We start from the raw sequence: 18,640 nt of genomic DNA, 5'->3' as shown, positions 1-18,640 counted from the left end.
AAAGGGTATCGAATCCCTTACCGTTTTCAGCCTTCTCTTTTTGCCGTTTGCCAAGGAACGACCGATGTCCCTCTCTTCTCTCTGGCGCCTCACCCCGCTGGCCGCCGCCCTGTTGATCACCTCCCAGGTCAATGCCCTGGAACTGCAACCCCAAGTCATCACCGGCAACCCGCTGGGCAGCGAAACCCTCGCCTCGCCCACCACCGTGCTGGAAGGCGATGACCTGACCCTGCAACAAAAAGGCAGCCTGGGTGAAACCCTGAACAAGCAGCCCGGTGTGTCGTCGTCGTACTTCGGCCCGGGGGCCAGCCGGCCGATCATTCGTGGCCAGGATGGTGACCGCATTCGCCTACTGCGCAACGGAGTCGGCGCGCTGGATGCCTCGTCGTTGTCCTATGACCACGCCGTGCCGCTGGACCCGGTCAACGTCGACCGCATCGAAATCGTGCGCGGCCCGGCCGCCCTGCTCTATGGCGGCAGCGCCATCGGCGGCGTGGTCAATACCTTCGACAACCGCATCCCCACCGAAGCCATCGAAGGCATTCACGGGGCCGGTGAATTGCGCTACGGCGGCGCCGACACCACCCGCAGCAGCGCTGGCAAACTGGAAGCCGGCAACGGCACCTTCGCCTTGCACCTGGACGCCAGCGCGCGGGAATTCAACGACCTGAAAATCCCCGGCTTTGCCCGCAGCCGCCATGCACCGCCAAGCGACGACGGTGAAGGCAAGAACGGTCGCCTCGGCAACAGCGACGGACGCCAGGACGGCGGTGCAGTCGGCGGTTCCTACACTTGGGACGACGGTTACGCCGGGCTGTCCTACAGCAACTACGACAGCAACTACGGCTCCCCGGCCGAGCAGGACGTGCGCATCCGCATGAAGCAGGATCACTACGCCTTTGCGTCCGAAATCCGCAACCTGCAAGGCCCTTTCACCTCGGTCAAACTCGACGCCGGCTATACCGACTACAAGCACATGGAAATCGAAGGCGGCGAGACCGGCACCACCTTCAAGAACAAGGGCTACGAAGCGCGGGTTGAAGCGCGACACTTGCCGATCGGGCCGTTCAACGGCGTGGTGGGCGCCCAAGTCAGTCGCAATGAATTCTCGGCCCTGGGTGAAGAAGCCTTCGTGCCGCAGACCGATACCAACGCCGGCGCGCTGTTTATCCTCGAAGAAATGCAGGCCACCGAGCGCCTCAAGCTGAGCCTCGGCGGGCGCCTGGAACACACCAACGTCGACCCGGACGGCAAGGGCAACGCACGCTTCGCCAATGCCGACAAATCCGCCGACTTCACCGCCGGCAGCCTGTCGTCCGGCGCGGTGTACACCCTCACGCCGATCTGGTCCCTGGCCGCCACCCTCGGCTACACCGAACGTGCCCCGACCTTCTACGAGCTGTATGCCAACGGCGCTCACGTCGCCACCGGCACCTACGAACTGGGCGACGCCAACCTGTCGAAAGAAAAAGCCGTGTCCAGCGACCTGGCACTGCGCTTCGACAACGGCACCCACAAGGGCAGCTTCGGCGTGTTCTACAGCCACTTCTCCAATTACATCGGCCTGCTGGGCAGCGGTCGCACCTTGAATGACGAAGGCGAGGAAGACGCCGGCGGCATCCCTGAGTACAAATATTCCGGTGTGCGTGCGCGTTTCGCAGGCTTTGAAGCCCAGGATCACATCAAGCTGGGGGAAGGTGCTTACGGCAAGTTCGCGCTGGAACTGTCGGGCGACTACACCCGTGCAACCAACCTGGACACGGGTGAAGCGTTGCCCCGCATTGCGCCGTTGCGTTTGAACAGCGGCCTCTTGTGGGAACTGGATCGCTGGCAGGCGCGGATTGACGTTGAACACGCGGCGGGCCAGGGCCGGGTGCCGGATAACGAAAGCGGTACCGACGGCTACACCACGTTGGGCGCCAGCGCCGGCTACCGCTTCAATGTCGGCGGCAGCCAGTGGCTGGCGTTCGTCAACGGCGAGAACCTGACGAACCAGACCGTGCGCTACGCCAGTTCGATCCTGCGGGACATCGCCCCGGCGCCGGGTCGAAGTGTGCAGGTCGGTCTGCGTACCACCTTCTAACTGACTGCACTCGGTTAAAACTGTGGGAGCGGGCTTGCTCGCGAAAGCGCAGTGTCAGTCAATACATGGGTGACTGACTCACCGTCTTCGCGAGCAAGCCCGCTCCCACATTGACTGTGCCCACTTCGAATAGGTGGTGGGGTTAGTACCGCGCATCCACGGGCTTACCCCCCTTCGGCCAGTCCTTCACCTTGTCCGGGAAATCCGGACGAGGTTGTTGGGAGAAGTACGCTGCCACATCCACCGCCTCCTGATCCGACAACCCGCCCTGCCCCAACGGGAATTTCTCGTGGAAACCGATCGGCATGTTGCGTTTGACGAACGCCGCCGCCGTGTACAGCCGCGCCATCCCCGCCCCGATATTGAACGACTGCTCGCCCCACAACGGCGGGTACACCAACTCGCCATCCGCCCGCGTCAACCCTTGGCCATTGTCGCCATGGCACACCGCGCACTGCTTGGCGTAGACCTGCCTGCCATTCTGCATATCCGGCTTGATCGCCGGGTCGACCTTGCCCACCCCGCGCCCGGCGACTTTATCTTCGGACCTGGTGTTGTTTTTCATCCAGTCGAAGTACGCCACCATCGCCTGCATATCCGCCGATTCCGCTGGCAACGGCTTGCCATTCATCGAGCGACGGAAGCAGCCGTTGATCCGCTCTTCCAGGCTCACCACCTTGCCCGCACGCGGCGCATAGCTCGGGAAAAATGCCGAGACGCCCACAAACGGCGAACCATCCGCCACAGTGCCGGCGTTGAGATGGCAGCTGGTGCAGTTCAGCGAGTTGCCCACGTTATTGGGCAGCAGTTCCTTGGTCTGCAGGTGCAGGCGCATGCCCCGTACCACCTGATCGGCATTCGGCGCCGCCAACAATTCGGCCAGGCGTGGGGTTTCAAACGCTGACGAGTCGGTGGTGACCGGGTTGAGCTGGCCGCGCATTTTCTTCACTTGGGCAGCCGTGACAGGCGTGCCTTCGTTGCCCCAACTGCTGCGCACGAAACTGAGGATTTCAGCGATTTCCTGATCCGCCAACCGCGCAAACCCAGGCATGGTGTAGACCCGTGGATGGGCTGCGGTCTCGGCGGTTTCCCAACCGGTGAGGGTGATGTGCAGCAGTGACGTCGGGTTGTTCGAGGCAACGCTCGGGTTGCCGGCCAACGGCGGGAACAGCCCTTTCACCCCGCCGCCATCGCTGCGGTGGCAGTCACTGCAAAACTGCATGTAACCCAGGCCACCACGGCTGGTGAACAAGTCCTTGGGCGGTGCGGCGGGTTCGTGGGCCACGGCGGGCATCGGCAGGTCGTCCTTGCCCGGCGGCAGGGATTTGAGATACGTCGCGATGGCGGTCAAATCGGCATCGGTGAAGTGTTGGGTACTGTGATGAATCACATCCGCCATGTTGCCCGCGACCGTGGCAAAGCGGTTCTGCCCGGTCTTGAGCAATTGCACGGTGTCGTCCACCGTCCACAGGTTGCGCAGGCTCAAGGCGCGCCAGTGCTCGACAGTCTCCCCGGCCAGGTAATGCCGGCCACTGCGGCCCGCGTCGCTCATGGCTTTTTCCTGGAAGGCGATGCCGCGCGGGGTGTGGCACGAGCCGCAGTGGCCCAGGCCCTGGACGAGGTAGGCGCCACGGTTAAGCACGTCATCCTTCGCCGGGTCCGGCACGAATGGTTGCTTGTCGAGAAACGCCAAATTCCACAACGCCAGGCCCCAGCGCTGGTTGAACGGGAAGCCCATCTCGGCGTCCAGGTTGGGTTTGTTCACCGCCTCCACGCCCTGCATCAGGTAGGCGAACAAGGCGCGCATGTCGCCTTCGCTCATCTTCGCGTAGGACGGGTACGGCATCGCCGGGTACAGGTTCTGCCCGGCCGGCGTCACGCCTTCACGCATCACCCGGTCGAACTGCTCGAAGGTGTACTGGCCGATGCCGGTGTCACGGTCCGGGGTGATGTTGCTCGAATAGATCGTGCCCATCGGCGTGCCCAGTTCCAGCCCGCCGGCCATTTGCGCGCCTTGCCTGGCGGTGTGGCAGGCGATGCAGTCGCCCAGTTGGGCAACGTATTTGCCCTGTTCGATCAGCGTGGGGTCGGCTTCGTTGGCGTACAGGGGAAGGGAAAGGCACAGCACCACCCCCACAAGGCCCAGACGTGACAGGGGAAAAATCATCGCACTATTCCTTTAATAACCCGGCCTGGGGCGGTCCCCTCGGCGCAGGTCTGCAATCGTTTTTATTGGGTCATCAGGCAGATAACCGGGGCATGGCCAGCCCCAGCTTCGTTGTAGCGGATTTTTTGCGCGCGGCCCTTGATGTGGATCAGGCGGCATGTTCTACAGTGGAACTGAAATTGACTAATTGACGCGGGCATCGATGTCGGCGAGGAGAGCAAGGATGCGTTATTCACCCTTTGTGGGGCGCATTGGCGGCGAATCCGTCAGTGCCTGGGATATTCACTACGCCGCCGCCGAAGCCCAACTGCGTGGCGAAGACGTGATTGTGCTCAGTGTCGGCGACCCGGATTTCGCCACACACAGCGCGATCTGTGAAACCGCCGTGGACGCCCTGCGCGCCGGCGACACCCACTACACCCCTGTGCTCGGCCGCCCGAAACTGCGGGAAGCCATCGCAGCCCGGCAGAGCCTGCTGCAAGGGATTGCGGTGCACGCCGACAATATCGCCCTGGTCGCCGGCGCGCAGAATGGCCTGTTCGCGGCCTGCTTGTGCCTGTTCAGCCACGGCGATGAAGTGCTGGTGCCAGAGCCGATGTACCTGACCTACGAGGCCTGTGTCCAAGCCTCGGGGGCACGCATTAGAACCGTCGAACAACCGGCCGCCAACGGCTTTCGCCTGACCCGTACCGCGCTGCAAGCCGCGATTACCGACAAGACCCGGGGCATCGCCCTCGCTACACCGTGCAACCCCACCGGCAATGTCTACTGCCGCGAAGAGCTGGAAGCCGTCGCCGAAGTGGCACGCGCCCACGACCTGTGGGTGATTTGCGATGAAGTGTATGGGCAGCTCATCTATGACGATCAACACCTGAGCATCAGCGCGTTACCCGGCATGGCCGAGCGCACGGTGGTGCTCAACAGCCTGTCGAAGAGCCACGCCATGACCGGCTGGCGGGTTGGCTGGGTGGCAGGCCCGCCCACATTGATCAACCATCTGGAAAACTTGCTGCTGTGCATGATTTACGGCCTGCCAGGGTTTATCCAGGCGGCGGCGCTCAAGGCACTGGAACTGGATGAGGCCTTGGTCAGCGATGCCCGTGCGGTGTATCGGCGCCGGCGTGACCTGGTGGTGAACGCGTTGAGTGCGATCAGCGAGCTGGACTGCCGAGTCCCCCAGGCGGGCATGTTCATGCTGGTGGACGTACGCCGCACCGGGCTCAGCGGCCGGGAATTCGCCTGGCAACTGTATCGCCAGACCGGCGTATCGGTGCTTGACGCCCAAGCGTTTGGCCCCAGCGCCGAAGGGTTTGTGCGGGTTTCGTTTACCGTCGCCGATGACACCCTCAGGGAGGCCTGCCAGCGCATTGCCGGCTTCGTCGAAGGGCTTGGGGCCGACGCCGCGCCTTTACGTGATCGCCGATAACGGGCATAAAACGCCCTTTGCCCCGTTCGAAGGACTGCCATGTCTCAAGGATTGACCTATCGCCAGGCGCACCTGGATGACCTGCACACCCTGTGCGTGCTGGGCCAGCCGCTGAACCGCCTGCACCACCAGGAACGGCCCGATATCTACCGTGACGCCACCGACCAGGTGGAGCGCGACCAGTCCCATTGGCGGCCCTGCCTGACCAGCCGGGTTCAGGCGGTGTTTCTTGCCGAGCAGCACGGCGTTGGTGTTGGATTTATCACCGCGCAAATCATCGAGACCGCCAGCCCGTTGTTGCAGCCGCTGCGTGTTGCCAGGATCGGCTCGATCTGCGTGCTGGAGGCACACCGCGGCCAGGGCATTGGCCGTGAACTGATGGCGCTCGCCGAACGCTGGGCCATCCGCCAGGGCGCCCGGGATTTGCGCCTGACCGTCTGGGCCTTCAACGAACCGGCGCAGCGGCTGTACGAGGAATTGGGCTACGAAAAACGCGCCTTCGAAATGGGCAAGCGCCTCGGTTAAATCGATGGACAAGCCACGCGCGGCCCGGCGAATATCGACGCCCAACTTCATCAGGCACGGACGCTGACCATGCTCGACATTCTTCAGGGCACGCCCCTTTGGGTGTACGCCGTTTATCTGTGGATCTGCTGGTACGGGATCAAAGCCACCCGCGGCAGCCGCGAAAACCACCGGTCACTGGTTATCCTGCCGGTGGTGCTGGTGATCTGGTCGCTGTTGTCCATTGAGCATTCAACGCTGTCGATCGGTTGCTGGCTGGGCGGTGCCGCCGTGGGTTGCCTGGTGGCGATGGCGATGTTCACCGCCAAGGGTGCAAGCCTCGATGGCCACACGCTGGTGCTGCCCGGCACCTGGAAAATCCTGCTGATCTCCCAACTGTTCTTCGCCGTGAAGTATTACCTCGGTTACCAGCACGCCGTGCACCCGTTGCTGTCGAGCACCGCGCCAATGCTGGCCCTGGCGGGCGGGGCTTCGGGTTTTACCGTTGGGCTGTTTTGCGGGCGGGCGATCAAGCTGCAGCGGGCGTTGGCATCATTCAACCGGGATGAGGGCATTGTGCTGCCTTGACCTGATCCCCCTCCCCGCTGAAAATGCGCGACGCTTTTCCCGTCTCCCCGTTTACTGAAGTAGTGAAATTTCAATGTCTGATTCCCGCACCGAAGAATCCGTAGTCGCCTTGCAATCCAAAGCTGAATACGAAAACGCCATCAATCTTTCACAGCACGTGCCGGCGGCCAAGACCATCAGTGAAATGGTGCTGGACGCGTTCCACACCTCCAAGGAAAGCGACCAGATCCGCGAGCTGCGCGTGGCCATCCGCCAGGCCCACGACGCTTTCGACGACGACAAGGCCTACGACCTGATGGGCGAGCTCAAGCAGCTCAAGGACGCCGAAGCCGCCGACAACGCCGCCCTCGAAGACCTGAACAGCAAGTTCTCCATCAGCCGCATCCTGTCCAGCTTCAAGGACGACCCGGAGTTCCAGGAGCTGGTCTACGGCCTGGCCCTCAAGGTGCTGAACCAGACCCACCAGGCCATCAGCAACCCGAGCGCCGGCAAAGGCAAGGCTTCCCGCCCGAAGAAGGAAGTGGAAGTGTTCGCCATCAGCAAGGACGGCATCAGCGTCACCCTGCCGCTGCGTTCGCCGCGCTCCAAGCCGAACGTCGACCGTGAGGCGTTTGAATTCCTCGGCTTTACCTTTGTCGGTGAAGGTGACGAGGCGGAACTGGAAGTTGAAACCTTTGTGGATAACTCGGGCGCCGAGCAGCCACTGACGCGTAAAAGCATCATCACCGCGCTGCAGCAGCAGACGGCGTTTGAGGGCTACAGCATCGCCCAGCAGTAACCCGATCTAAATGTGGGAGCGGGCTTGCTCGCGAAGACGGTGGGTCAGTCACGTATGCATTGACTGACACTCCGCTTTCGCGAGCAAGCCCGCTCCCACATTTGACCTGCGTCGCAGCGAATTCAGCCTACGACTTGAGCCGCAAATACCTCGCGAAACCGCTGCATCTCATCAGCGTTGCCCACGGTGACCCGCACCCACTGCGGCCAGTTTTGCCACACGCGCCCAATCTTCACGCCCTGCTCGCCCAGCCGCTCGATGACCTGTCCCGCCGGACGGCGCACATCAATCATGAAGCAGTTGCTGTGAGACGCCGTGCAGGTGAATCCGCGGTTTTTTAGCCAGGCCACCGTCTCATCCCGCAACCGGGTATTGAGCGCCTTGCGCGCCGGCACCAGTTGCGCATCTGCAAGGCTGGCGCGGGCGCCCAGCAGGCTGGCGGCCGCCGGCACGTTGTCCCCGCCAAACACCGCCAGTTGTTCCAGCAGCTGCGGATGACCGATCGCAAGCCCCAGGCGTGCGCCGGCCAGGCCATAGATTTTCGAGAACGTGCGCAGCACCAGCAAGTCATCATGGTCCTTGACCCACGCCACACAACTGGGTGCGTCACTGAAGTCGATGTAGGCCTCGTCCACCAGCAAAATGCTGCCCTGGGGTTTGCGCGCCAGTGCCTGTTCGATGGCCTTGGCGGGTGTGAGGGTGCCGGTGGGATTGTTCGGGTTGCAGAGGTAGATCAGGCCGGGCTGGCGGTCAACGGTGAGCATGGCGGGAAGGTCATGGGCGTGATCGGCGGTGAGGTCCACTTCATGCACCCTGGCCTTGCACGACTCGGCTGCCTGGCGCGGAACTTCGTAGGAAGGCGTGGCCATCACCAGGCTGCGGGTTTCGCTGGTAAACGCCAGCACCGCGTAGCGCAACGCAGCCATGGAGCCGGCGAACACCGCCACCTGCTCTTCCAGAATGCCCTGCTGCTGGGCAAACTGCTCGACCAGCGCGTACATGTCCGGGTACGGGTAGCGCCCCGAAACGGCAATACCGCGCTGCATGGCCTGCCGCGCAGCCGGCGAGGGCCCGTAGGGGCTTTCGTTGTAGTTGAGCAGCACCTCGGGCGCCGCCACGGCGGGGCTTGCCTCAGCCCAGTCCAGGCGACCCAGCAACGGCAAGGCCGCGCCCAGTGCGATCAGGGAACGACGACTCACGTTGACCATGAAGACCTCTCCTTGTCGGCTCGCAGCTTCAGGTGCGGGATTCGCCCCCGTTCCTGCAATTGGGTATGACGAGGAAAACAGCCGGTGATTTACCCAACCAACAAAAAGCCCCGCACTTCATACCGAAGGCGGGGCTTTTGCGTTTCCGGCTAGTTGGAATGAAAACGCCGGTTCAACGCGATCCGCTTGGCCTCCACTGCCCGCAGGTGTTTGTGGTGACGGCGCCACAGCAACAGCACGATGATCAGCACCAGCACCACCAGGCCACCGCCCCACAGCAGGTACGGCATGGCCGTGATCAACAACGGCGCATCCCCGCCACGACGCAGGCTGGTGACTTCTTCGGAACTGACGCTCAGCGCCGGGTTGCCGAAGGTGTGCAGGCTGTAGTTGGCGATGGCGGCGATTTGCGCGTCGTTCAGGTCACCGCCCAGGGCCGGCATGCTCACGGCGCCGTCGGCACCTTTGCGGTCGATGCCCGCGATGATCGCCATCACCAGGTTGTTGGCCTGGTTGCCGTTGAGCGCGGTGTTGAGGCTCAGGGACGGGTAGAACTTGTCAGCCGAGCCCTGGCCATCGCGGCCGTGGCAGCTGGAGCAGGCCGAGTTGTAGAGGCGTGCGCCATCCAGTCCGGTGGCGTCGGCCAGTGAGGCTTGATCGCCCTGGCCGGTTTCCAGGGTGCTCATGTCCACCGGCTTGACGTCACGCACCACCCGCTCGGTTTGCCCGGGATCGCGGATCGGCGGCACGCTGTGCAGGTAGGCGGCCATGGCATGCAGGTCGCTGTCGCTGAGGTAGCGGAAGCTGTTTTCCACGGCTTCGGCCATGCCGCCCGCCGCTTGGGCCTTGTCGGCGAGGTGACCGTTTTTCATGAAATTGACCAGGTCATCTTCGCTCCAGTCCCCCAGCCCGCTGACCTTGTCGGAGGTGATGTTGGGCGCGACCCAGCCACCCAGTTTCGCACCGGCCAGGTACTGGCTGTTGTCCTCGGCCATCAAGGCGTTACGTGGGGTGTGGCAGGCGCCGCAGTGGGCGAGGTTGTCCACCAGGTACTGGCCACGGCTGGTCTGTTCGGTGGCGTCGGGCTTGGGCACAAAACCCTGGCTGTCGAGGAACACCAGGTTCCAGCCGAACATCAGTTGGCGGATGTTGAACGGGAACGCCAGGTGCGTTTCCGGCACCGGCTGGTCCACGGCTTTGACGCCCTGTTGCAGGTACACGTACAAGGCGTGGATGTCGTCATCGCTCATGCCCTGGTAAGAGGTGTAGGGCATCGCCGGGTACAGGTGCTGGCCCTTGGCGTTAATGCCTTTGCGCAAGGCGTCCGCCAGTTGCTGCTCGGTGTAGTCGCCGATGCCGTAGGCCTTGGACGGGGTGATGTTGCTGGAGATGATCTTGCCCATGGGCGAGTCGATCACATACCCGCCGGCCAGCGGCGCGCCGCCATTCTCGGCGGTACGGTGGCAGGCTTCGCAATCGCCGGCACGGGCGACATAGGCGCCCTTCTCGATCAGCGCGGCGGTGTCTTCAGCGGCAAACACCGGCAACGCGGTGAGCAGCAAGGCCAGCAATGGAAATTTAAGCAATCCCATGACCTAGACCTCCCGCGCAATGATGTCGGCCATACGGATACTCAGCGCCACGCCGGCCAGGGTCGGGTTGATGGTGCCGGAGGCCGGTATCACCCCGGTGGTGGCGAGAAACAGGTTGGCGTGGTCGTGGGTGCGGCACTCGTGGTTGACCACCGAATCCTTGGGGTTGGCGCCCATGATCACGGTGCCCATCAGGTGGTCGCGGTTCTGGTAGCCGGTGTTGTCTTCCACCACCGTGCCGCCCATCAGCTGCACGAAGTGCGCATAGTCTTCAGTGACGCCGGCCTTGGCCGCCTTCACGTAGTCGCCCACCTCGTAGTTGACCACCAGCATCGGAATGCCCAGGGCGTCCTTGCGGGTGCGGCTCGGGCGCACGGTGTTGGTCTGCAATGGCAGGGTTTCATACACGGTAGAGACGTCGACCCAACGCGCCGCATCGTGGCGGATGCGTTCGTCCAGCTCCTTGCCGTACACGCCCTGGGCGATCAGCCGCTTGGCCACGGCAATGTTCGGCACGTTGTTGGAGATCGAGTGTTTGACCGAGGCCCGCTCCTTGCGGAACTCGCCGTCGCGGCGGTTGAAAATCCCGCCCTGCTGCACCGCGCCGCGTCCCGGCCACAACGGCTCGTCGGCGATAAATTGCAGGCCTTGGCCAGTGTGGTCCATCAGGTTGCGACCGACCTGGTCGGAGGAGTTGGCCACCTCGGAAATCAGCAGCAGCTTGGGGGTTTCCAGACCGTGGGCGGCAACGATGAAGTACTTGGCAGTGAGCCGCACATCAGCGCCGGTGGAGCTGCGGTAATGGATCGCGACGATCTTGTCGTCCGCGCCTTTTTCCAGCTTGTAGGCGGTGGCGTCGGTGATCAGCTTGGCGCCGGCCTGTTCCGCATGGCGGGCGTGCACGTCGCCGCTGTACATCGCGCCGATGGGGCAGACCGGCATGCAGTTGTTGTTGCCGCTGCACGCCGGGCGCCCGTCGTAGGGTTCAGTGGCACGGCCATTGGGCTCATGGATAAAGTGATACCCCGCCGGTGCCATGCGTTCGCGCAGGCGCTGGAACAGGTAGGTATCACCTTCCGGCGCCATCGGGTACGGGCTGGAGCGCGGCGGGAACGCACCGCCGCCCTGCCCGCTCTGGTCCTGGGTGTCACTGCCGCATACGCCCAGGGCAATTTCCGCACGCACGTAATAGGGTTCCAGCTCGCTGTATTCCAGCGGCCAGTCGCGACCTACGCCGTAGAGCGTCTTGAGTTTCATATCGTTGGGCAAGTAACGCCAGCACGCTGCCGCCCAGTGCCAGGTGGTACCGCCCACCAGTTTCAACATGCCGGGGCGGAACTCGAAAGAACCGGTGTTCTCGATGTATTGCTCATCGTAAGAATGATGGGCCCACGGTTCATTCGGATAGGGTGAGTTGTAATTGCCCTTGTTCGACGAATTACGGAAGTTCTCGACTATCTTCCAGCGGGGAATATGTTCACCGGCTTCCAGAATAATCACTGACTTGCCGTGCCTGGCCAATTCAAATGCTGCGTTACTGCCTAATGCGCCGGAGCCAACCACAATGACATCGGCGTCAAAATCCTGATTCATAAAAGTGCCTTGTCTTAGTCGTTGGCCAGCGTGGCCGGAGGATTGACCCAGTAATTGGTTTTTCCCCGGGAGTACGTCGGGATCACCGTGGCGTCCGCGGTCGGCGCATAGGCCAGGGCGCCGGTGAAGGTGACCAGGCGCGTGCCGTCGGTGGCGCGCAGGGACACCGGCGTGCCGGTGTAGCCCAGGTACCAGGCGGAGACGATTTTCTGCGTCGTGTCCTTGATCACCGGGTCGGCGTAGAACGGGCTGCCGGACAACTGGCCGACGTTGCGCAAGTGATGCTGGCCAACCTTGCTCCACAAGGCTTTGATCTTCTCGGGGAATGCAGGGTCGTTCCGGGTGCACTGAGCCAGGATGCGCAAGGACAAGGCGGCATCCAGGTTCGAGCGTTCGAGGAGGAACATCGACAGTTGGCGGAAGGATTCAATGTCGTCGCTGGCGGCGCTGCTGACTTCCTGCGCCAGCGCGGCACCTGCCCACAGCGGGGCAAACAGGCCAGCACCGGTCAAGGCTGCGCCTGAATACAGGAGTTTTCTTCGGGTTATCACGGGATATCTCCTCATGAGTCGAACAACTATCGGCGCACGGGCCTAGTTCGACTTCACTGCAAAAGGCTGAGTACTTCGTTCACGGAGGTTGAACGGACTTTAAGAGCCCTTTTTATAACTGCCAGGAGAACGCCAAGCTGTCGTGCAGCTTGTTAATGATGAGAATGAGCAACAACGCGACCGTCTATAACAGCCGCTTAAACACCGTACAGCAATTTATCCTGCAATAACATGAAACATCCATTTGGATGTTTGCTCAGTTGTGCAGGTAATCCGCGAGGGGATACTTCGCGCACAAGGCTTGAGCCTGCAAGCGCAGGGATTCCTGTGCATTCGGATCCAGGGTGAACTTGTGCTCGTTGAGGGGCGTGACCGCATTGAGCACCCGGCACACCAGTTCGACGACCTGCCGACATCCATCGGCGTCGAGCTGGCGTTGCGCCAGGGAGCCGGTGCCGATACACAACCCGCCAGCGACGAATGATGGTCGCGTCTCTCCCGGTGCGCGATGCTTGTCCACGATGATGCCGCACTGCTCCAGCGCCGCCTGGGCGATGGCGCCGGTGATGCCGCCACGCAAGCGAATCAGCACCGAGTGGTTTTCACTGCGCCCGCCCACCACCTCGTAGTCACAGGCCTGGAACGCGCTGGCCAGTTCGTCGGCCGTGGTGCGAATACGCGCCATCCAGGCGTCGAAATCCGCGGACATGGCGTAGCCGAACGCCGCCGCCTTTGCCGCGATCATGTTGAAGGCCGGTGCGCCCTGCATTCGTGGGAACACGGCTTGATCGAGGAGCCGGCTGAAGCTGGTCTTAAGGCCCGGCACCTTGGTTTCGGCGTCGCGACCGGAAAGGATCAGGCCGCCACGCGGGCCGCCCAGTTGTTTATGGGTGCACAGCGTAGTGACGTGGGCTGCGTCGATCGGGCTCGGATGGCGCCCGGTGGCGACCAGGCCGGCGATGGTCGAAATGTCCGCCAGCAGGATCGACCCGGCTTCGTCGGCAATCGCACGCAAGCGCGCGAAATCAATGGCGTGCGAGTAGGCCGTCGCCCCGCAGATGATCACGCGCGGGCGATGGGCCAGCGCCAGTGTGCGCACCTGGTCGTAGTCGATAACACCCTTGGAGGTAGTGCCGTACCGGAGCGCCTTGTAGTTCGCGCCGGTGAACGCGACGGGGCTGGCGTGGCTCAGATGCCCGCCATGATCGGGGGCCATGCCGAGCACGGTGTCTCCCGGCTCCAGCAAGGCCGCCAGTACCTGATAGTTGGCAGTCGACCCCGAGTGTGATTGCACGCCGGCGTATTGCGCACCGAACAGCTCACGCGCTCGGCGCACAGCCAGGGCTTCGACCCGGTCGGCATTCTCGCAGCCGGCGTGATGACGCCAGCCGGGCGTGCCCTCGGCGGTCACGTTGACCAGCAGCGAGGCGGACGCCGCCAGGATATTCGGCCTCACTGCGCAGGACGAAGCGGCCAGCGACAGCGTCTGGTGTTGGCGCGTGACTTCCGCATCCAGCAACCCTGCCAGCTCCGCGTCTTCTGCCCGTAGATCCGCCAGCCCTCGTTGCAGCAGGTCGGCCTGGTGGGTAAGTGGTTGCGTGTCGACTGCCATTGTCCTGTGTTCCTTCCCTGAAAATCCCGTGCGCCTTTCCGTTGGGCGCAGGGCAATTAAGCAGAAAAATGAACATTTTCCAAATTAAATGATTCTTTTTGGCTGAGCATAGGGGGACAAGACGCGGTTTTTCCTGGCTGGATGATGGCCAATCGCCAAAAAACTGATCACGGTCTTTATTCTTGTGGCAGGCGCATGCAACACTTCGCGCCGCGGCGAAGCACGCACCCCCAGCGCAACATGGACGCTCTGTGTAGAACATAAGGAAGTGGTGGGCATTTGATTCACAGAAAAGAACGCACCGAGTATTTGAAGAGCAATATCAAATACCTGATCAAAAGCCGCGGAGAGACGCAGCTGTCGTTGTGCAACGCGGCCGGCCTGACCAGAACCACGATCTACAACATTCTGGAAGGCAAGGTCGTTAACGTACAGCAGTCCACCATCCGCAAGATCTCGGATTTCTTCGGCGTTTCCTATGAAGAAATCGAGACCCTCGACTTCGAAGAAAAAGAGATCATCGACAGCAGTATTTCCCCCCAGGGCAACATGAACCCTGCTGCCGTGCCGATCATCAAGCAAAGCCAGGTCATGGCGAGCATGGACAAGCGCATTGGCGAACTCGCCACGCTGTACCCGCTGACCTACTACTTCGGCACTTCCTACAACTTGATAGCCGTGCTGCTGGAACATGCGATTGCCGGCGTCAACGAGCCGGGCGATTTGTTGATCGTGCAGAAAGGGACGTCGAGCGACGACAAGGAAAAGTTGGTGTACGACAGGCTCAGCAAAAAACTATTTATCACGGATCAAGCGTGTGTCAGCTCGGATCGTATCTGTGTGGTGGGAGATATCATCGAGGAGCGCTTCAATGACAACGTATGAGCACGAAGTCGAGAACAGCAAATACAAGTTGCTGGGGTTCGAGAATGACAAGAGCCTGGCGGTGATCATGGTGATCGCCACGGGCAAGATCATTCGGATAAAGCTGAGCGAAGTGCTGAACAGCGAAATCATGGACAATTTAAATAAAATGGAAGTCAAGAACATGTACAAGAAGTTCTACTCACAGGGCGGAGCGCTGACCGCGTACGACCTCAACGACCGCAACGAGAACTCATGGATGATTTACATCATCCTGAACCTGCTGCTCTTTACGTTCTATATCTTCACCAGCATCGCCGCGACCAAACCTATTTACCTGGAGTCGCTGGGCATTATCGTCACGCCCGGCACGTTCCTTTACCCGCTGACGTTTCTGATCGTGGACTTGCTCAACGAACAGTTCGGCCTGCGGCTGGCGAGACGGGCCATCCTGTTTGCGTTTGCCAGTAACGCGATGATCATCATCCTGCTCTACGGCTCGACCTTCCTCCCCGGTTTGCCAGGCTGGAAGCTCGACGGGCCTTACAACGACGTGATCATTCAGGTGTCGTCGGTGCTCATCGCCTCTTCGGTTTCGTTCCTGGTGTCGGAGAACATCAACTCGTACCTGCTGTGCAAGATCAAGGAGCTGACCAATTCCAGGTACCTGTTCCTGCGGATTTTCCTGAGTACGTTCTTCGCGGTGATCATCGACAGTTTCCTGTTCTGCTTCATCGCGTTCTACGGCGCCATGCAGACCAGCGACATCCTGAACATGATCTACGTGCAGATCGCGATCAAGGTCTGCTTTGCCTTCATCAACATCCTGCCGGCCTATGGCGCCCGCTCGCTGTTCAAGCGCTACATCACGGGCGATACCCAGGCCCAACCGCACGCCAGCTGATGATCGTTCCCACGCTCTGCGTGGGAATGCCGCCTTGGACGCTCCGCGTCCGCCTTTGTGACGCGGAGCGTCACGGGATGCGTGCCCACGCGGAGCGTGGGAACGATCGACATCACGCCAGTTTGCTTTTCAGGCTCTGCATGACGGCTGCCTTGTTTTCGAGGTAGTCGTTCAGGCCACGTGCGCGCAGGTTGCACGCGTCGCAGTTGCCACAACCCGTACCGATAATGCCGTTGTAGCAGGTCAGGGTCTGGTTGCGGATCAGGTCCAGCTGCTGGTGATCGTCCGCCAGGGCCCAGGTCTCGGCCTTGTTCAGCCACATCAACGGCGTTTCCAGGCGCACGTCGTATTCCATGCCCAGTTGCAGCGCTTTGTTCAGCGCCTTGACGAACTCGTCCCGGCAATCGGGATAGCCGGAGAAGTCGGTTTCACACACCCCGGTGATCACCGTTTCCGCCTTGACCTGGTAGGCGTAGATCGCCGCGAGGGTCAGAAACAGAATGTTCCTGCCTGGCACGAAGGTGCTCGGCAAACTCTCGCCCGAGCTGTTCACCGTGGGTACCGGAATGTTGTCGCGGGTCAGGCTGCTGATGGCCAGCTCGTTCAACAGCGACACGTCCATCACTTTGTGAACAGTGGCGCCCAGCTGTTTGGCGAGTTTCTGTGCGACTTCGATTTCCGCCACATGGCGCTGGCCATAATCGAAGGTAATGCAGTGCACCTCGTCATACAGCGCCAGTGCCTGGATCAGGCAGGTGGTCGAATCCTGCCCACCACTGAATACGATAACGGCTTTTTTACTCATCACGCTGCTTCCTGCATTTGTAAGATTTGGCATAGTTTAAAGGCCCCTCAATAAAAAACCCCGCGCTTCTTTCGAAGGCGGGGTTTTTTACTGCTCGATCACTCAGTGAGCGTACGTCAGCAGCAACTCTTTCGGCACCTGGAAATCCAGGGACATCATCACGCTCAAGGCGGTGATGGTGAAGATCGAGAAGACGAACAGCTTGCGTGCCCAGACGGTGTCATCCACCGCCTTGTAGCCGGTCCAGGCCATGTACAACCAGTACATGCCCATGGCGGCGGCAACGGCGAGGTAGCTCATGCCGGCGTAGCCACTGAAGGTCAACATCAAGGTCGCCACGAGGAAGGCCAGGATGTAGAGCAGGATGTGTTTCTTGGCGACCTTGATGCCACGCTTGACCGGAAGAACCGGAATCGAGGCAGCCAGGTAGTCGTTGAAGCGGAAGATCGCGATGGCATAGGAGTGCGGCATCTGCCACAGGCTGAACATCACCAGTAGCACCAACGCGGCCATGTCGAAGCTATTGGTCACAGCCACATAACCAATCACCGGCGGCATCGCCCCCGACAGACTGCCCACCAGCGTGCCGTGAACCGACTTGCGCTTGAGGTACAGGCTGTAGAAGCCGACGTAGATGACGAAGCCGATCACGGCAAACAGCGCCGCCAGCGGGTTGGCCACCTTGTACAGCAACACCACGCCGGCGATACCCAGGATGGTCGCGAAGATCAGTGCCAGTTTCAGGGAGATAAGGCCCTGGACCAGCACACGATTCTTGGTGCGTTCCATCTTGATGTCGATATCGCGGTCGATGCAGTTGTTGAATACACAACCGGAAGCTACCACCAGGGACGTGCCGATCATCGCAGCCAGGAAAATGGCCAGATCGACATGCCCCTTGGAGGCCAGGAAGAAACCGCCTGCCACAGAAAGCACGTTACCGAAAATGATCCCCGGTTTGGTGATTTGGATAAAGTGCTTAAGCGACATCGGGTCTTACCTCACTTCGCCATCATGAACGTATGGATGCTGAACATGATCCATACCGACAGGCCAACCAGCAGGAGGATCACCAAACCTGCGAACACGAACGCAATCACGTTATCGCGCTGAGCCTTCGAGCGGTCCAGGTGCAGGAAGTACACCAGGTGAACCAGGACCTGGATCACCGCGAACGCCAGGACGATCATCAAGGTGATCGACTTCGGCAAGGTTGGGTACATCACCAGGCCGAACGGGATCAGCGTCAGGATGACCGACAGGATGAAGCCAATGGCGTACGACTTGACGCTGCCGTGGCTGTCATCATGGCTGTCATGGGAATGTGCATTAGCCATTACAGAGTCCCCATCAGGTAGACAACGGTGAAGACGCAGATCCAGACCACGTCCAGGAAGTGCCAGAACAGGCTCAGGCAGCTCAGGCGAGTCTTGTTGGTGTTGGTCAGGCCATGTTTGTTGACCTGATACATCATGGTCGCCATCCAGATCAGACCGGCAGTCACGTGCAGACCGTGGGTGCCTACCAGCGTGAAGAACGCCGACAGGAAGCCGCTACGGTGCGGGCCGTAACCTTCGGAGATCAGCAGGTGGAACTCGTTGACCTCCATGCCGATGAAGCCCAGGCCGAACAGGAAGGTCAGTGCCAACCAGCTCAGGACGCCTTTCTTGCTGCCCTTGTAGAAGGCCAGCATGGCGAAGCCGTAGGTGATCGAGCTGAACAACAGCAAGGCGGTTTCGCCGAGCACGTAAGGCAGTTCGAAGATGTCGTGGCCCGACGGGCCACCCGCTACGTTGTTTACCAGTACCGCGTACACCGCGAAGATCGACGCAAACAAGATGCAGTCGGTCATCAGGTAGAGCCAGAAACCGAATACGGTCATTGGCCCCGAGTCGTGGTGATGGTCATCGTGCCCATGGTCATCGACATGGGCGTGTCCAGCATTGGTCACTAAGTTCGACATGG

The 18,640-nt window shown here is 61.2% G+C and carries 17 protein-coding genes; 7 read left to right on the top strand and 10 right to left on the bottom strand.

From position 1 onward, the window contains the following. Positions 1-64: 64 nt before the first annotated feature. Positions 65-2,083, top strand: a complete 2,019-nt coding sequence (locus HX814_RS20340) for a TonB-dependent receptor (protein ID WP_134327279.1) — start codon at positions 65-67, stop codon at positions 2,081-2,083. A 142-nt stretch (positions 2,084-2,225) separates the two neighbouring features. On the opposite strand, the gene HX814_RS20335 is transcribed toward HX814_RS20340, so the two are convergent. Beyond that, positions 2,226-4,250, bottom strand: a complete 2,025-nt coding sequence (locus HX814_RS20335; protein WP_177008773.1) for a c-type cytochrome — start codon at positions 4,248-4,250, stop codon at positions 2,226-2,228. A 223-nt stretch (positions 4,251-4,473) separates the two neighbouring features. On the opposite strand from HX814_RS20335, the gene HX814_RS20330 reads away from it, so the two are divergent. The 4 genes from HX814_RS20330 to HX814_RS20315 all read left to right on the top strand — a co-directional run bounded on the left by HX814_RS20330 (position 4,474) and on the right by HX814_RS20315 (position 7,546). Then, the gene (locus HX814_RS20330) at positions 4,474-5,676 is read left to right on the top strand and encodes a pyridoxal phosphate-dependent aminotransferase (RefSeq protein ID WP_177008772.1); all 1,203 of its coding nucleotides are present in this window, start codon (positions 4,474-4,476) and stop codon (positions 5,674-5,676) included. A gap of 39 nt (positions 5,677-5,715) precedes the next feature. After that, positions 5,716-6,201, top strand: a complete 486-nt coding sequence (locus HX814_RS20325) for an N-acetyltransferase (protein ID WP_008435578.1) — start codon at positions 5,716-5,718, stop codon at positions 6,199-6,201. A 69-nt stretch (positions 6,202-6,270) separates the two neighbouring features. Then, entirely contained in the window at positions 6,271-6,768 is a 498-nt protein-coding gene (locus HX814_RS20320) for a hypothetical protein (RefSeq protein ID WP_008435579.1), read from the top strand. Positions 6,769-6,841: 73 nt separating this feature from the next. Beyond that, positions 6,842-7,546 (top strand): hypothetical protein, encoded by a 705-nt coding sequence (locus tag HX814_RS20315; RefSeq protein ID WP_003216395.1) that lies wholly within the window; start codon positions 6,842-6,844, stop codon positions 7,544-7,546. Between the two features lie 122 nt (positions 7,547-7,668). On the opposite strand, the gene HX814_RS20310 is transcribed toward HX814_RS20315, so the two are convergent. The 5 genes from HX814_RS20310 to glyA form a co-directional block, all read right to left on the bottom strand. After that, entirely contained in the window at positions 7,669-8,754 is a 1,086-nt protein-coding gene (locus HX814_RS20310) for a pyridoxal phosphate-dependent aminotransferase (protein ID WP_177008771.1), read from the bottom strand. 149 nt (positions 8,755-8,903) lie between these two features. Further along, positions 8,904-10,346 (bottom strand): cytochrome c, encoded by a 1,443-nt coding sequence (locus tag HX814_RS20305; RefSeq protein WP_177008770.1) that lies wholly within the window; start codon positions 10,344-10,346, stop codon positions 8,904-8,906. Between the two features lie 3 nt (positions 10,347-10,349). Further along, positions 10,350-11,939, bottom strand: a complete 1,590-nt coding sequence (locus tag HX814_RS20300; protein WP_008435597.1) for a GMC family oxidoreductase — start codon at positions 11,937-11,939, stop codon at positions 10,350-10,352. A 14-nt stretch (positions 11,940-11,953) separates the two neighbouring features. Further along, the gene (locus HX814_RS20295; RefSeq protein ID WP_023659207.1) at positions 11,954-12,490 is read right to left on the bottom strand and encodes a sugar dehydrogenase complex small subunit; all 537 of its coding nucleotides are present in this window, start codon (positions 12,488-12,490) and stop codon (positions 11,954-11,956) included. 256 nt (positions 12,491-12,746) lie between these two features. Then, positions 12,747-14,102: a serine hydroxymethyltransferase gene (glyA, locus tag HX814_RS20290; protein WP_177008769.1), complete on the bottom strand. Its 1,356-nt coding sequence runs from the start codon at positions 14,100-14,102 to the stop codon at positions 12,747-12,749. Between the two features lie 279 nt (positions 14,103-14,381). Here glyA and HX814_RS20285 point away from each other — a divergent pair, with 279 nt between their 5' ends. Continuing rightward, positions 14,382-14,987, top strand: coding sequence for a helix-turn-helix transcriptional regulator (locus HX814_RS20285; protein ID WP_003216382.1), 606 nt, complete (start codon positions 14,382-14,384; stop codon positions 14,985-14,987). Beyond that, on the top strand, positions 14,974-15,870 hold the full coding sequence (locus HX814_RS20280) for a queuosine precursor transporter (protein WP_177008768.1): 897 nt from the start codon (positions 14,974-14,976) through the stop codon (positions 15,868-15,870). The genes HX814_RS20285 and HX814_RS20280 overlap by 14 nt, the downstream gene beginning before the upstream one ends. A gap of 112 nt (positions 15,871-15,982) precedes the next feature. On the opposite strand, the gene queC is transcribed toward HX814_RS20280, so the two are convergent. The 4 genes from queC to HX814_RS20260 form a co-directional block, all read right to left on the bottom strand. Beyond that, positions 15,983-16,675, bottom strand: a complete 693-nt coding sequence (gene queC, locus HX814_RS20275; protein WP_003216378.1) for a 7-cyano-7-deazaguanine synthase QueC — start codon at positions 16,673-16,675, stop codon at positions 15,983-15,985. A 102-nt stretch (positions 16,676-16,777) separates the two neighbouring features. Next, positions 16,778-17,665, bottom strand: a complete 888-nt coding sequence (gene cyoE, locus HX814_RS20270; protein ID WP_003216376.1) for a heme o synthase — start codon at positions 17,663-17,665, stop codon at positions 16,778-16,780. A gap of 11 nt (positions 17,666-17,676) precedes the next feature. Next, positions 17,677-18,012, bottom strand: a complete 336-nt coding sequence (gene cyoD / locus HX814_RS20265) for a cytochrome o ubiquinol oxidase subunit IV (protein ID WP_003216374.1) — start codon at positions 18,010-18,012, stop codon at positions 17,677-17,679. Next, complete coding sequence (locus HX814_RS20260; protein WP_008435616.1) at positions 18,012-18,638, bottom strand: cytochrome o ubiquinol oxidase subunit III; 627 nt, start codon at positions 18,636-18,638, stop codon at positions 18,012-18,014. Before HX814_RS20260 ends, cyoD begins: the two co-directional genes overlap by 1 nt. Between the last annotated feature and the right edge of the window lie 2 nt (positions 18,639-18,640).

The organism is Pseudomonas sp. C8002 (genome assembly GCF_013385765.1).
Lineage (GTDB): Bacteria > Pseudomonadota > Gammaproteobacteria > Pseudomonadales > Pseudomonadaceae > Aquipseudomonas.
Note: the sequence above shows the minus strand (reverse complement) of the source record. Positions and strands in the feature narration are given on the sequence as shown.